Below are 13,813 nucleotides of genomic sequence, written 5' to 3'. Positions count from 1 at the left end.
GCGCCGTGGAAGCGGCAGGTCCGCCGGTCATTCCGGGGGAGCTGGCCGCCGCGCACGGCACCGTAGAAAAATGAGAAGCGGATTTTCGCAGAAAACGCGGGTCCCGGTGCAAGTTTTTTTGCTAGGTTAGCCACTGTTCCGGAAGGGTGGCGCACTCTAGTCGATTCTGCGGCCCGCGCGCCGGATGCCCTCGGTCAGCAGCGCCGCCGCCAGTGCGCCGATCAGCGGGATCGGCGACAGCGCGGTGACGCTGCCGTGCACGAAGGCGAACAGCCCCAGCGTGATGCCGAAGGCCGCCACCGCGCCGGTGAGCGTGAGCAGCCAGGTGCGGCGCGCCAGCAGCGTGACGGCGGCCAGCGAGATCGCGATCTGCTGGGCCACCGAGGCCGCGGCCCACTGGCGCTGGCGGTGCAGGGCTTCCTCGGAGCGGCGGTTCGACGCGCTCGACGCCGCTTCCCAGCGCTCGGCTTCCTTGCGGATGACGTCCTTCTCTTCGCGGTAGCGCACCGCCTCGTCGCGGTAGCGCGCGCCGTCGACCCCCGGCAGGGTCGCGGCCAGCTCGGCCAGGTTCTGGCGGCTCGACTTGGCCTGGTAGTGGCTCCAGGCATTGGCGGCGCTGGTCTTTTCCATCGCCGCCTGGGTCTTGTGCAGGCTGGCGTCGTTGTGCGACGAAGTGCCCAGGAAGGCGAACATGGTGCCGAGCGTGGCCAGCACCGCGATCAATACCGCGACGCGGGCCGCGAATCCGTCGCCGCCGCGCGAGCCCGGTGGGCGTCCAGCTTCGCTCATCAGGCGGCCTTGCGTTCGTAGGTCACGAAGGCATAGTCGAATCCCTGCTCTTCGGCGCGGTGGGTTTCGCGCGCGGTCTCGATCCATATGTCCGGGTCGATCGGCGGGAAGAAGGCATCGCAGCGGAAGGCGTGGTCGATGTGGGTGACGATCATGGCGTCGGCGACGTCCATGGCTTCGATGAAGACCTGGGCGCCGCCGATGATGCTGGCCGGCTCGCCATCGAGCAGCGCGATGGCGGCGCCCAGCGAGGCCGCGCTGTCGACGCCTTCGTGCGACCAGCCGGCATTGCGGGTGACCACGATGTTGCGGCGCTTGGGCAGCGGGCGGCCGATCGAGTCGAAGGTCTTGCGGCCCATGATGATGGGCTTACCCAGGGTGACGCGCTTGAAGTGCGCCAGGTCTTCGGGCAGGTGCCAGGGCAGCTGGTTGTCCAGGCCGATGCCGTTGTTGGCGTCGACCGCGACCACGAGGGTCAGGCGGGCAGCGCTGTTCATACGGCCACCGGCGCCTTGATCGCGGGATGCGGATCGTAGCCCGTGATCTCGAAGTCCTCGAAGCGGTAGTCGAACAGCGAGTCCGGCTTGCGCTTGATCTCGAGGCGCGGCAGCGCGCGCGTCTCGCGCGACAGCTGCAGCTCGACCTGCTCCATGTGGTTCGAATACAGGTGGCAGTCGCCGCCGGTCCAGACGAAGTCGCCCACCTCCAGGCCCGCCTGCTGGGCCATCATATGGGTCAGGATCGCATACGAGGCGATGTTGAAGGGCACGCCCAGGAAGATGTCGGCGCTGCGCTGGTACAGCTGGCAGGACAGCTTGCCGTCGGCCACGTAGAACTGGAACAGCGCATGGCAGGGCGGCAGTTTCATCTGCGGCACGTCGGCCACGTTCCAGGCCGAGACGATCATGCGGCGCGAGTCGGGCGTGGTGCGGATCTGTTCGAGCACCTGCGCGATCTGGTCGATGTGTTCGCCCGACGGGGTCGGCCAGTTGCGCCACTGGTAGCCATAGATCGGGCCCAGGTTGCCCTCGGCGTCGGCCCATTCGTCCCAGATGCTGACGCCGTTCTCCTTCAGGTAGGCGATATTGGTCGAGCCCTGCAGGAACCAGATCAGTTCATGGATGATCGACTTCAGGTGCACCTTCTTGGTGGTGAGGAGCGGGAAGCCTTGCTGCAGGTCGAAGCGCATCTGGTAGCCGAACACCGAGCGGGTGCCGGTGCCGGTGCGGTCGGTCTTGATGGCGCCATGCTCTTTCACATGGCGCATGAATTCGAGATATTGGCGCATTGCGTTACGGTTTCGGAGAATCTGTCATTTTAGCATTCGCCACCAGTGCCGCGGCAAACCGCCGCAGCGCTTCGCGCACCGTATCGTCGGACATCGACAGCAGGTTGTCGCCGACGTAGATCTCGACGACGCTCGACGCCGGCAGCGCGCCATGCACGGCGCGGTTGAACATCCAGATGCCGTGCTCGCGCGCCAGCGCATCGCGCACCGCCAGCGCGCGTTCGCGGTCCACCGGCAGGTGGACATGCAGCATATTCGATTGAGGCGCGGCGGGATTGACGCGCAGTTCGGGATGCGCGCGCAAGGCCTGGTAAAGAAAGCGGGTCCGCTCGAAATACGCCGGCATCGCCGCCAGCCGCTCGTCGAACTGCATCGCCGCCGCCACGATGTAGGGCGAGCGATGGATGACGTTGCCGCCCTGGCGCCGGAACCACTCGGCGCAGCGGTCCACGAAGGCGCGGCTGCCGAGCAGCATGGCGCCGCCCAGCCCGCCGATGCCCTTGTACAGCGACACGTACACCGAATCGAAGCCGGCCGCGATCTCGGCCACGCCGCGGCGATAACCGGCTTGCGCCTCCCACAGGCGCGCGCCATCCATGTGCAGGTGGATGCCGCGGCTGCGGCAGTGGCGCTTGATCGCTTCCAGCTCGTCCCAGCTTGATAGCTGGCCGCCGATCTCGCGCATCGGGATCTCGAGGCCGACGGCGCCGAGGCGGTCCGGCACCGCCGCCAGGTCGGCCTCGACCCAGGGGCGGTGACGGTCGCCCACGGACAGCGCCTGGAAATGGTCCAGCATCTGGTAGTTGGAACGTTCGTGAACGAAGATGTGCGAGGTCGGATGCAGGGCCACCAGGCGGCTGCCCCGGTCCGACGCCCCGAGCCGCAGCGCCGTGACCTGGGCCATGGTGCCGCTGATGCAGAACACGGCCGCCTCGAAGCCCAGCAGGGCGGCGACCTTGCGTTCGAATTCCTGGATCAGGGCGCCGTTGCCGTAGACGTCGTGGTCGACGTCGTGCTCCTCGCACCAGGCGGCCATGGCGGCGAACAGTTCGGCCGGACGCCGCTGGCGATGGCCGGGGAAGATGGTGTGGCAGCGGGGCTGCAGGTCGGTGTCGGACAAAACGGGCTCCTGGAAGGCGAGCCCGTTACTGTACACCGCCGCCGGCGCGGTTCAAAGAGCCGCGCGGTGAATCAGTTTTCGATCAGCGCGCGGCGCTTCGGCGCCGCCAGCGCGGCGACCTCGCGTTCGTCGGCCAGGCGGAAACGGCGCACCGAACGCGCCAGCGCGTCGGCCTGCTCGTGCATGGCCTGGGCGGCGGCGCTGGCCTCTTCGACCAGGGCCGCGTTCTGCTGGGTCACGGTGTCCATCTCGACCACCGAGCGGTTGATCTCTTCGATGCCCTGCGTCTGTTCCTGGCTGGCGCTGCTGATCTCGGACATGATGTCGGTCACGCGCTGCACGCTGTCCAGAACCTCCTGCATCGTGACGCCGGCCTGGGCGACCAGCTGGCTGCCGGCATCGACTTCGCTGTTGGACGCTTCGATCAGGACCTTGATCTCCTTGGCGGCGGCGGCCGAGCGCTGGGCCAGGTTGCGCACCTCGCTCGCCACGACCGCGAAGCCGCGGCCCTGTTCGCCGGCGCGCGCCGCCTCCACGGCCGCGTTCAGCGCCAGGATATTGGTCTGGAACGCGATGCCGTCGATGACGCTGGTGATGTCCGAGATCTTGCGCGAGGCCTGGGAAATCGAGTCCATGCGCGCCACCACCTGCGACACCGTGCTGCCGCCTTTCTGGGCGACTTCGGACGCGCTGCGGGCCAACTGGTCGGCCTGGCGCGCATTGTCGGCGTTCTGGCGCACGGTCGTGGTCAGCTGGTCCATCGACGAGGCGGTGGTGGCCAGGCTGGCCGCCTGTTCCTCGGTGCGGCTGCACAGATCCAGGTTGCCGGTCGAGATTTCCTGCGAGGCGGTGGCGATGTGCTCGGCGCCGTCGCGCACCTGGCCGACCACGCTCGAGAGGCGCGCGCCGATCTCGTTGATGGCGCCGGTGAGGCGGCCGATCTCGTCGTCGCGGCGCGCCTTGACCTGGGCGGTCAGGTCGCCGTCGGCGATGCGGGCGGCGACCGCCTGCACTTCGGCCAGCGGACGGGTGACGGTGGCGCGCACCAGGAAGTACAGCACGCTGGCCAGCACGGCGAGCGCCGCCAGGCCGAACAGGATGAAGCGGTTGCGCAGCTCGGTCGCGGCGGCGGTGATCTCGTCGCGGTAGGTGCCGCCGGCGATGACCCAGTTCCAGTCCTTCATTTCGGAATAGGCCGCGAATTTTTCGCGTGCCTGGAGCTCGCCCGGGTTCTGCCAGTCGTAGCTGATCGTGCCTTCCTTCTTCTCCAGCATTTCCTTGATGAAGGCATGGCCGTCGGCCGACTGGCTGTCGAGGATGTTCTCGCCTTCCTTGCTCGGGTGGACGATCAGGTCGCCATAGGTCTTCGGCGCCGACGACAGCACGAAGAAGTAGCCGGTCTCGCCGACCTTGACGGCGCGGATGCGCTCCTTCAGGGCGGCCACGTCGGCGGTGATGTCGACCCCGACGTAGAGCGCGCCGACCACTTTGCCGGACGCGTCGCGCACCGGCTCGTACTGGGTGATGAACTGCTTGCCGAACAGCGTGGTCAGACCCACGTAGTTGCGGCCGGCGCGCAGCGCCGGGTAGGCCGGCGAGGCCTTGTCGAGGGCGGTGCCGACCGCGCGCTCGCCGTTTTCCTTCTTGACCGACGTCGACACGCGCACGAAGTCTTCGCCGGACGCGGCGAAGATGGTCGCGTTGCCGCCGGTGCGTTCGGTGAAGGCGTCCGGGGCGCTGAAGTCGAGGTTGAGCGCTTGGCCGGCCACGCTCAGGGTCGGCACCTGGCGGCCGCCGATGTCGACGGTGGTCGCTTCGTCGAGCGCGAAGTCGCCCGGCAGGCCGGCGCGGAAGATGCGGCCGAAGCTGACCGCCTGGCTGCTGACGGTCTTGTTGAACAGCTCGACGGTGCTGGAGACGCCGTGCAGCTCGTTCCTCACGCTGTCGATGGCGCGCCGTTCCAGCATGCCGGAGGTCAGGACGGTGATGGTCGCGATCAGGGCGGCAATGATGGCGCCGGCCAGCAAAAAGGTGACGGCGCTGATGCGCGTGCCAACATTCCAGCTGGCTGGGCTAAGTTTGCGGTTGCTCATGTATTGTGAGGAAAAATAAGGGGATATAACCCCAGATCATACCTCGCAAACTTTTCCTGCCGCAATATTTAGTGAGTTTTGGAATGCTACTCGGTCGCTCTGTAACAACAGCTTGATGGATTGCTACGTGATACTACGGATTGCCCGGGGCGCGACGTCATGCCGCCACCGGCGCATGGGTCTGGAACTGCAGCGCCGCCAGGTTGGCATACACGCCACGCAGGGCGATCAGCTCGGCGTGGGTGCCGGATTCGACGATCCGGCCTTCGTCCAGCACGATGATGCGGTCGGCCCGCTGCACGGTGGCCAGGCGGTGGGCGATGATGATGGTGGTGCGGCCGACCATCGCCGCCTCGAGCGCGCGCTGGACCAGGCGTTCGGATTCGGCGTCGAGCGCGCTGGTGGCTTCGTCCAGAAGCAGCAGCGGCGGGTTCTTGAGCAGGGCGCGCGCGATCGCGATGCGCTGGCGCTGGCCGCCCGACAGGCGCACCCCGCGCTCGCCCAGGAACGACGCGTAGCCTTGCGGCAGGCGCTCGATGAAATCGTGGGCCGCGGCCATCCTGGCCGCCGCGATCACCTCGTCGTCGCTCGCGTCCGGGCGGCCGTAGCGGATGTTCTCCATGGCGTCGAGCGAAAAGATCACGGTATCTTGCGGCACGATGCCGACCGCGCCGCGCAGCGTCTGCAGCGCCAGGTCGCGCACGTCGACGCCGTCCAGGCGGATGCTGCCGGCCTGCGGATCGTAGAAGCGCAGCAGCAGCTGGAACAGGGTGGTCTTGCCGGCGCCGGAAGGGCCGACCACGGCCACCGTCTCGCCGGGGCGGATCTCGAGCGCCAGGTGCGACAGGGCGGCTTCGTCCAGGCGCGACGGATAGGCGAAGGTCACGTCGTCGAGCGTCACGCGGGCGCCGTTCGCGGTGCTTTCCGGGAGAAGCTTGGGCTGCAGCGGATCCTGGATCTCGGATTGCGCGCCGAGCAGCTCGAGCAGGCGTTCGGTGGCGCCGGCGGCGCGCTGAGCGTCGCCCATCACTTCCGACAGGGCGCCGACCGAACCGGCCACGATGCCGGCGTACAGGATGAACTGGCCCAGGTCGCCACCGGTCATCGTGCCTTCGAGCACGGCGTGGGCGCCAAGCCACAGCACGAACACGATGGCGCCGAACACCAGCACGATGGCCAGCATGGTGAGCGTGGCGCGGGCGCGGATGCGGCGCATCGCGGTGCTGAAGGCGCCTTCTACCTCCTTCGAGAAGCGGCCCGATTCATGGCCCTCGCGGGTAAACGCCTGCACGGTCGGCATTGCGTTCAGGATCTCGCCGGCCACCGCCGAGGCGTCGGCGATGCGGTCCTGCGAATCGCGCGACAGCTTGCGCACGCGGCGCCCGAACAGCACGATCGGCAGCACCACCAGCACCAGCAGGCCCAGGATGATGGAGGTCAGGCGCGGGCTGGTCACGAACAGCATCACCAGGCCGCCGAAGAACAGCAGCGTGTTGCGCAGCGCCAGCGAGATGCTGGTGCCGACCACGGTCTGGATCAGGGTGGTGTCGGTGGTCAGGCGCGACAGCACTTCGCCGGTGCGGGTGGTCTCGAAGAATTCGGGGCTCTGGCGCACCACGTGGCCGTAGACCGCGCTGCGAATGTCTGCCGTCACGCGCTCGCCCAGCCAGGACACCATGTAGAAGCGCGCCGCGGTGGCCACCGCGAGCACCGCGGCGACACCGAACAGGGCCATGAAGGTGGCGTTGATGTGTTCCAGGCTGCCGCCTTCGACGGCGGCGCCGGCGGCCGCGCTGGCTGAAGCTGCGCCGAAGCCCAGGTCGATCATCTGCTTGAAGGCCGCCGGGATCGCCAGGGTGGCGCCGGCGGCGAACAGCAGCGCGATGCCGGCCAGCAGGAACTGGCGGCGGTAGGGACGCAGGAAGGGGCTCAAGCCCCTGAGGGTGGCCAGGCTGCTCTTGCGGGATGGTTCTGGGTCGGTCTTGCTGGTGTTACGGGTGGTCATCGTGTTTTGGCGTGTCGGTCGTTCTTGTTATCGTTCTTGTTATCAAAGCTTCATGGGTTGCACATAGCCGGTCATCTCGAGGTAGCCGCGGCCCACCCGGCGGCCGTTCTGCTGGATCGTGACCGCGCCTTCCCAGTACACGGCGCCGGTCGAGCGGCGCGAGTCGAGTTCCTGGTCTTGCTGCAGCGGCACCACCTGCCAGGCCTGGCCGCCCGTGGTGATCGTGGTCGCGATCGGATACGTGGCGCCGGTGCGCGGCGATTTCCAGTGCGTCTGCGGCGCGAACGTGATCTGCTCGGGCGCGTAGTGCAGCACCTTGCCGGCCTTGTCGCGCCGGGTGGCGTGCGCCCATAGTTTACCACCTTGGCGGTCGCGGATCTGGAAAGCCATCAGGGCGCCGCCGTCGTCGAGGTTGGCGCCGACCCAATCCCAGCCCACGGCGTCCGGCTGCAGCGCCTCGCTCGACCATTCGTGGTCGAGCCACGCGCTGCCGCTCACCTGCGTGGCCGCCATGCCGGCGCGGCCGACCGTGCCGCTCACTTCCAGGTGCGGTTCGCTGTAGTAGTAGCTCGCGTGCTGGGCGCTGGGGCCCTTGCGCGAATAGCCGCCCTGGCCCTGCACCAGCACCGGCTGGGTCGGGCGCAGGCGCAGTTCGAGCGTCAGCTGGTTGGAGCGGACGGTGACGCGGTAGACGCCGCCCGCATCGCGGACCATGCGCCAGTCGTCGAGTTTGAGGTCGGTGTTGCCGGGCCGCGCCCAGGCCATGCTGAAGCCCTCGCGCGCGCTGCGCTCGTCGTGCACCAGGCGGCCGACCTGGGGATCGGACAGCGCCGCATGGCCGATCACCAGCTGGCGCGGCGCGAAATGGCTCGGATTCGCATTGTCGGCGCCGGTGCGGCTGCGAAAGAAGGTGACCTGGAAGCCGAGCGGGCGCCTGTCGGGCGTCTCGACCCAGCCGGTGACGTACCACCACTCGGTGCGAAACTCCGGATGGGCGCCGTAGTCGCGCGGGAACGACAGGCCGGCGCCCGGGGTGACCGGCGCATACACGGGCGCCGCAGCATGGGCAGACAACGACAGCAACACCAGCAGACACAGAATAAAACGCATTACCAATCCTCTCTGACCGCGCGCACCGGACCGCCGGACAAGGCCTGGCGTCCCGAGACGAGCGCGGTAGCAACCGATGCAGCGACCAGCACCGCCGCCACGCTGCCAAGCAAGGGCCAGGGCAGGTGCAATCCCATGGTCCAGTGGAAGGACTGCGGGTTGATCACGTACACCAGGATCAGGCTGATCACCAGCCCGAGCGCGAAACCGGCGACGACGCCGAGGCTGGTGAGCAGCCCGCCCTCGAAGGCGAGCAGCTGCAAGACCTGGCGCCGGGTGACGCCGACGTGGCGCAGCATACCGAATTCTCGCGCCCTTGCCAAAGTCTGGGCCGAAAAACTCGCCGCGATGCCCGACAGGCCGATGGCGATCGCGATCGCCTCGAGCAGGTAAGTGACGGCGAAACTGCGGTCGAAGATCTTGAGGCTCATGGCGCGGATGTCGCCGGGCCGCATCAGGTTCAGCGACGCGCCGAACGGCAGCGCGCGCAGGCTGCCTTCCAGCGTCGCGGCGTCCACGCCGCGCGCGGTCCACAGGGCGGCGTCGGTGACCTCGCGCTCGCCCGTCAGCCGGCGGTAGTCGTGCAGCTGGATCACCACCGAGCCGCCCTGGTTGGCGTAGTCGCGCCAGGCGCCGGCGACGAAGAACTCCACCTGCGCCCCGCCAAGGGGCAGGCGAAGGCGCTGCCCTACGCGGGCGCCGTACAGGTCGAGCATCGCCTCCGACACCCAGGCGGGGCGGCTGCCTGGCGGGATTGGCGCCGATTGACCGACCAGGTACAGCAGGCGGGCTGGGTCGCTGGCGTCGATGTCGCGGGCGATGACGACGATTGGCGGCCGCTCGGGCGACAGTGACACGCGCCGGGTGCGCAGGAACTGGACTCTCTCGACGCCGGGCAGACTGGCCAGCGCGGCCTGCTGCTCGCCGCTCAGGAAGCCGGTGCCGCCGGCATCGATCGTGCGCACGTACAGGTCGGCCGGCAGGATGTGGGCCATCCAGTCGTCGACCGAGACCCGGAAGCTCGACACCATGATCCCCATCGCCACCATCAGGCTGAAGCTGGCCAGGATGCCGCCCAGGGCGATCGAGGCCTGGCCCGGCGCGTTGGCCAGGCGCGCCAGCGACAGCGCCAGCACCGCCGGACTGCGCTGGCGCCGCCCGAGCGAGGCTTCGAGCGCGCGGAAGGTCAGCGCCGCGAAGCGCGGCATCAGGCCGATGCCGCCGACCAGCAGCAGGGTGATCGCCAGGTAGCCGAACAGCGGCAGCTCGAACACCGGCGGCGCGAAGGCGAACAGCGCGGCCAGCCCCAGGCACACGAGCGAGGGCCAGACCCGCGCCAGGCGCGTGAGCGGCGCCTCGTCGGCGCCGGACTTGATGGCCACCGCCGGCCGCGCGCGCGCCGCCTCCCAGGCCGGCGCCAGGCAGCCCAGCAGGGCCACGCCCAGGCCCAGCGCGAAGAATACGAGGGCGGCGCCGGGCGTAAACGCGACCTGCGGGCGGATCCCGGGGAAGTAGCCGGCGCCAAGGTCGCCGCCAAAGAAATGCAGCGCGGCGGCCGCCAGAGCGTAGCCGGCGCCGATGCCGAGCAGCGCGCCCAGCACGCCCAGGCTGCCCCCTTCGAGCAGCACCTGGCGCAGCAACTGGCCGCGTTCGAGGCCCAGCACCCGCAGCAGCGCGAACTGGCTGCGGCGGCGCATCACCGACAGCGCCTGCGTCGAAAACACGAGGAAGGCGCCGGTAAACAGCGCTACCAGCGCCAGCACGGTCAGGTTGACGCGGTAGGCGCGGCTCATGTTGGCGGTACGGCTTTCCTGGTCGGCGTCGTTCGGCTGGCCGACCGTGAAGCGGCCCGGCCAGGTGCGATCGAGCTGGGCGGCGAGATTGCGCTGGAAGGCGGCGCGGTCGACGCCGTCGCGCAATTTGAGGTCGACCCGCGACAGCTGGCCGAGCCGGTTGAGGCGCCACTGGGCGGCGCCGATGTCCATCACCGCCAGGCGCTGGCCGGCGCGGGCGCGCTGCACCGGGCCGGCCACGCGCAGGGCGACTTCGCCGGTGCCGGCGCGCAGCACCAGGGTGTCGCCGCGCCGCTTGTTCAGCCAGGCCTCGGCCGCCGGCGACAGGAACAAGGCGTCGTCGGCCAGGATGTCGAGCCGGCGGCCCTCGTCCGTCACCCCGAGCAGGTCGGGCGAGATGGCGCCGGCGCGAAACGGGTCGATGCCGACGATGCGCAGCGGAGCGTCGGCGCCCGGCACGCCGGCCTGGACCTCGAGGATGGGCGAGGCCAGCGCGACTTCGGGATGTTCGGCCAGGAAGGGGTAGACGGATTCGTCGAACAACGGCTCGCGGCCCTCTACCCGTATGTCGGCCTGGCCGGACAGGCTCTTGACGGCGGCCGAGAATTCGTTGAAGGCGGCGGCGTTGATCAGGTGGATGGCGAAGCCCATCGCCACCCCGACGGCGATCGCCGCGATGGCGACCAGCGCCCGCACCGGATGCGCGCGCCATTCGCCGAGCAATAGCCAGCGCGACAGCCGGCTCAGGCCGGGCATTCCACCGCCAGTGTTTCGGCCTGGCGCCGCGCCTTGATCCGCGCCGCCTCCTTGGCGTCGCCGCGCGCGCGCGCCAGGTCTTCCTCGAGCCACTGGCGCTGCAGGCGCAGCTTGTCGCAGCGCTTGCGCAGGGCCAGCGCTGCGCGCCGGGCGCGTTCGCCGTCGCGTTCTTCGCGCAGGGTCTGGTCAGCGCGTTGCTTGTCGATACCCATGGCCAGGTCGCGCGCGCGATCCAGGCGCGCCAGCGTTTCGGGATCGGGCGGCGGCGCGGCGCGCACGGGCAACTCCGCGCCGGCGCCGGGGCAGGGGCGGTCGGCGTAGGTCACGCGCCCACTCTCGTGGCATTTGTAGATGGCGCCAGCGGCCTGGGCCTGGCACAGGATGCAGGCCGTGGCGATCGAGAGCAAGCGGTGCATGCGCGACTCCTGGTCATAGTATCTTCCCAGGATTCATGATGCCGAGCGGGTCGAGCGCGGCTTTGATGGCACGCATCATGCCAAGTTCGACCGGCGACTTGTAGCGCGCCAGTTCTTCACGCTTGAGCATGCCGATGCCGTGTTCGGCCGAGATCGAGCCGCCGGAATCCACGACCAGGTCGTGCACGATGCGGTTGACCAGCGCCTGGTTTTCCAGGAAGGCCGCGTGCGACTCCCCGGCCGGCGGCGCCACGTTGTAGTGCAGGTTGCCGTCGCCCAGGTGGCCGAAGGTCACCGGCTGGCAGCCGGGAAAAGCTGCCTGCAGCGCGGCGTCGGCGCGCGCGATGAAGTCGGGGATGCGCGACACCGCCAGCGAGATATCGTGCTTGATGTTTTTGCCGGCCGCCGCCTGCGCCAGCGGGATGTGTTCGCGCAGCCGCCACAGGTCCAGGGCCTGCTTGTGCGAGGTCGCCACCACGGCGTCGCGCGCGGCGCCGGCTTCCAGCGCCTCGCCTATGCCCGATTCCAGCAGGCCGTGCGCATGTTCATCGGATTCATTGCTCGAGAGCTCGACCAAGGCGTATTGCGGATGCCGATCCGCGAACGGCCGCGGCAGGTCGGGAAACTGCGCCGCGACCAGGTCCAGGCAAAAGGCGGACATCAGCTCGAAGCCGGTCAGCGTCGCCCCGCAGCGCGCCTGCAACAGGCCGAGCAGATCGACGGCCTGGCGCGGTGAGTCGAGGGCGACCAGCGCGGTGAGGGCGGCGCGCGGCGCCGGATACAGTTTCAGCACCGCCGCCGTGATCACGCCCAGCGTGCCTTCGGCGCCGATGAAGAGCTCGCGCAGCGCATAGCCGGTATTGTCCTTGCGCAGGCCGCGCAAGCCGTCCCAGACCTCGCCCTGAGCGTTGACGACCTCGAGGCCCAGGCACAGCTCGCGGGTATTGCCGTAGCGTAGGACGGCGGTGCCGCCGGCATTGGTCGACAGGTTGCCGCCGATCGTGCAGCTGCCTTCGGCCGCCAGCGACAGCGGATACAGCATCCCTGCCTCGCTGGCCGCGGCCTGCACATCGGCCAGGATGCAGCCGGCCTCCACCGTCATGGTGCGGTTCAGGGGATCGATGGCGCGGATGCGGTTCAGGCGCCGCAGCGACAGCACGATGGCCCGGCCCGAGGAGTCCGGGACGCTGCCCATCACCAGGCCGGTGCGCCCGCCTTGCGGCACGATCGGCACGCGCGCTGCGGCGCAGGCGGCGACGATGGCGGCCACTTGCGCGGTGTCGGATGGCAGGACCACCGCCAGGCCGCGTCCGTTGTAGCGGCCGCGCCAGTCGGCCATGAACGGCGCCATGGCGGCCTCGTCGGTGATCACGTGGGCGTCGCCGGCGATCGCGCGGCAGCGCGCCAGCAGGGCATCGGGGCACGGCTCAGCCATGCGGCACTTTGACCTTGTCGAGCAATTCCTTGGCCAGGCGCTGCGCCTCTTTCTTGTAGGGGCGCAGGTAGAGCAGGGCGCAGAAGTAATACACCACGACCAGGGCGATCTCGCCGATGGCCATGTGGCGCGAGGCCGGGCTCTGGTCGGCCCAGGCGCGCACCACGCCTTCGGCAAAATAGATCAGGATCAGCATCGACGACCATTGCAGGGTGTACAGGTCGCGCTTGATGACGCCGCGCAGCGGCAACAACAGGGGCAAAGCCTTCAGGGCCAGCAGCCAGCTACCAGGCTGCAGGGGCGCCACGTAGGCTTCCCAGGCGACCAGCCAGCCGATCAGCCAGATCAGGCTGGCGATCGCTCCCACGTGAAAGACTTTTTTCCCTGTTCCCATCAGCGGTTTCCCTGCAGTTTCAGGGCCGCCTCTGCCAGGCGGCGACCGAGCGCTATCGCCAGCGTACGCTCTTCTTCGGTAACGGGGCGCTTGCCATCGACGCCGGCCCAGTGGGTCGCGCCGTAGGGGCTGCCGCCGCTCGCGGTGTTCATCAGTTCGGGATGGGTGTAGGGCAGGCCCATCACCATCATCCCGTGGTGCAGCAAGGGGATCATCATCGACAGCAGGGTCGCTTCCTGGCCGCCGTGCAGGCTGCCGGTGGAGGCGAAGACGACGGCCGGCTTGCCGGACAGCGACCCGTTGACCCATTCGGTCGCGGTGCCGTCGAGGAAGTATTTCATGCTCGCGGCCATATTGCCGAAGCGCGTAGGCGAGCCCAGCGCTAGGGCAGCGCATTCGCGCAGGTCGTCCAGTTCGACGTAGGGCGAGCCCTGGTCGGGAATCCCGGGCGCGGTCGCTTCGGCCACCGACGACACCGGCGGCACGGTGCGCAGCCGGGCCTCGGCCCCCGGCACGCTGTCGATGCCCTGGGCGATCAGTTCGGCCAGCTTGCGCGTGGCGCCATGGCGCGAATAGTAGAGGACGAGGATGCTCAGTGGGGTCGTGTTCATCCT

12 protein-coding genes are annotated in these 13,813 nt (G+C 69.0%); all 12 read right to left on the bottom strand.

Going from position 1 to position 13,813, the window contains the following annotated elements; all coding sequences use genetic code 11:
* Window positions 1-156: 156 nt before the first annotated feature.
* The 12 genes from LO55_RS21510 to wrbA all read right to left on the bottom strand — a co-directional run bounded on the left by LO55_RS21510 (window position 157) and on the right by wrbA (window position 13,810).
* A complete protein-coding gene (locus tag LO55_RS21510) occupies window positions 157-789 on the bottom strand; it encodes a DUF4337 domain-containing protein (protein ID WP_071363047.1) in 633 nt (210 codons plus the stop codon).
* Window positions 789-1,286 (bottom strand): dihydrofolate reductase, encoded by a 498-nt coding sequence (locus LO55_RS21505; protein WP_071363046.1) that lies wholly within the window; start codon window positions 1,284-1,286, stop codon window positions 789-791. The genes LO55_RS21510 and LO55_RS21505 overlap by 1 nt, the downstream gene beginning before the upstream one ends.
* Window positions 1,283-2,077: a thymidylate synthase gene (locus tag LO55_RS21500; RefSeq protein WP_071363045.1), complete on the bottom strand. Its 795-nt coding sequence runs from the start codon at window positions 2,075-2,077 to the stop codon at window positions 1,283-1,285. Before LO55_RS21500 ends, LO55_RS21505 begins: the two co-directional genes overlap by 4 nt.
* A gap of 4 nt (window positions 2,078-2,081) precedes the next feature.
* Window positions 2,082-3,197 carry a threonine aldolase family protein gene (locus LO55_RS21495; RefSeq protein ID WP_071363044.1) on the bottom strand — a complete coding sequence of 372 codons (1,116 nt, stop codon included), beginning with the start codon at window positions 3,195-3,197 and terminating at the stop codon, window positions 2,082-2,084.
* Window positions 3,198-3,268: 71 nt separating this feature from the next.
* A complete protein-coding gene (locus tag LO55_RS21490) occupies window positions 3,269-5,290 on the bottom strand; it encodes a methyl-accepting chemotaxis protein (RefSeq protein ID WP_071363043.1) in 2,022 nt (673 codons plus the stop codon).
* A gap of 157 nt (window positions 5,291-5,447) precedes the next feature.
* On the bottom strand, window positions 5,448-7,295 hold the full coding sequence (locus LO55_RS21485; RefSeq protein ID WP_071363042.1) for an ABC transporter transmembrane domain-containing protein: 1,848 nt from the start codon (window positions 7,293-7,295) through the stop codon (window positions 5,448-5,450).
* A gap of 42 nt (window positions 7,296-7,337) precedes the next feature.
* A complete protein-coding gene (locus LO55_RS21480; protein WP_071363041.1) occupies window positions 7,338-8,405 on the bottom strand; it encodes a lipocalin-like domain-containing protein in 1,068 nt (355 codons plus the stop codon).
* On the bottom strand, window positions 8,405-10,954 hold the full coding sequence (locus LO55_RS21475; RefSeq protein ID WP_071363040.1) for an FtsX-like permease family protein: 2,550 nt from the start codon (window positions 10,952-10,954) through the stop codon (window positions 8,405-8,407). Before LO55_RS21475 ends, LO55_RS21480 begins: the two co-directional genes overlap by 1 nt.
* On the bottom strand, window positions 10,942-11,370 hold the full coding sequence (locus tag LO55_RS21470) for a DUF4124 domain-containing protein (protein WP_071363039.1): 429 nt from the start codon (window positions 11,368-11,370) through the stop codon (window positions 10,942-10,944). The genes LO55_RS21475 and LO55_RS21470 overlap by 13 nt, the downstream gene beginning before the upstream one ends.
* A gap of 13 nt (window positions 11,371-11,383) precedes the next feature.
* A complete protein-coding gene (locus LO55_RS21465) occupies window positions 11,384-12,805 on the bottom strand; it encodes an FAD-binding oxidoreductase (RefSeq protein ID WP_071363038.1) in 1,422 nt (473 codons plus the stop codon).
* The gene (locus LO55_RS21460; RefSeq protein WP_071363037.1) at window positions 12,798-13,199 is read right to left on the bottom strand and encodes a DUF2069 domain-containing protein; all 402 of its coding nucleotides are present in this window, start codon (window positions 13,197-13,199) and stop codon (window positions 12,798-12,800) included. The genes LO55_RS21465 and LO55_RS21460 overlap by 8 nt, the downstream gene beginning before the upstream one ends.
* Window positions 13,199-13,810, bottom strand: coding sequence for an NAD(P)H:quinone oxidoreductase (wrbA, locus tag LO55_RS21455; protein ID WP_005670314.1), 612 nt, complete (start codon window positions 13,808-13,810; stop codon window positions 13,199-13,201). The genes LO55_RS21460 and wrbA overlap by 1 nt, the downstream gene beginning before the upstream one ends.
* Between the last annotated feature and the right edge of the window lie 3 nt (window positions 13,811-13,813).

This window comes from Massilia timonae (genome assembly GCF_001866515.1).
Classification (GTDB): Bacteria; Pseudomonadota; Gammaproteobacteria; order Burkholderiales; family Burkholderiaceae_D; genus Telluria; species Telluria timonae.
This window is presented reverse-complemented; position numbering and strand designations above follow the sequence as displayed.

Excerpts from the sequence above, each read along its gene's own strand:
- LO55_RS21485 (WP_071363042.1), bottom strand. The coding sequence starts at position 7,295 with ATGACCACCCGTAACACCAGCAAGACCGACCCAGAACCATCCCGCAAG.
- LO55_RS21500 (WP_071363045.1), bottom strand. The coding sequence starts at position 2,077 with ATGCGCCAATATCTCGAATTCATGCGCCATGTGAAAGAGCATGGCGCC.
- LO55_RS21490 (WP_071363043.1), bottom strand. The coding sequence starts at position 5,290 with ATGAGCAACCGCAAACTTAGCCCAGCCAGCTGGAATGTTGGCACGCGC.
- LO55_RS21475 (WP_071363040.1), bottom strand. The coding sequence starts at position 10,954 with ATGCCCGGCCTGAGCCGGCTGTCGCGCTGGCTATTGCTCGGCGAATGG.
- LO55_RS21460 (WP_071363037.1), bottom strand. The coding sequence starts at position 13,199 with ATGGGAACAGGGAAAAAAGTCTTTCACGTGGGAGCGATCGCCAGCCTG.
- LO55_RS21470 (WP_071363039.1), bottom strand. The coding sequence starts at position 11,370 with ATGCACCGCTTGCTCTCGATCGCCACGGCCTGCATCCTGTGCCAGGCC.
- wrbA (WP_005670314.1), bottom strand. The coding sequence starts at position 13,810 with ATGAACACGACCCCACTGAGCATCCTCGTCCTCTACTATTCGCGCCAT.
- LO55_RS21510 (WP_071363047.1), bottom strand. The coding sequence starts at position 789 with ATGAGCGAAGCTGGACGCCCACCGGGCTCGCGCGGCGGCGACGGATTC.
- LO55_RS21465 (WP_071363038.1), bottom strand. The coding sequence starts at position 12,805 with ATGGCTGAGCCGTGCCCCGATGCCCTGCTGGCGCGCTGCCGCGCGATC.
- LO55_RS21480 (WP_071363041.1), bottom strand. The coding sequence starts at position 8,405 with ATGCGTTTTATTCTGTGTCTGCTGGTGTTGCTGTCGTTGTCTGCCCAT.
- LO55_RS21505 (WP_071363046.1), bottom strand. The coding sequence starts at position 1,286 with ATGAACAGCGCTGCCCGCCTGACCCTCGTGGTCGCGGTCGACGCCAAC.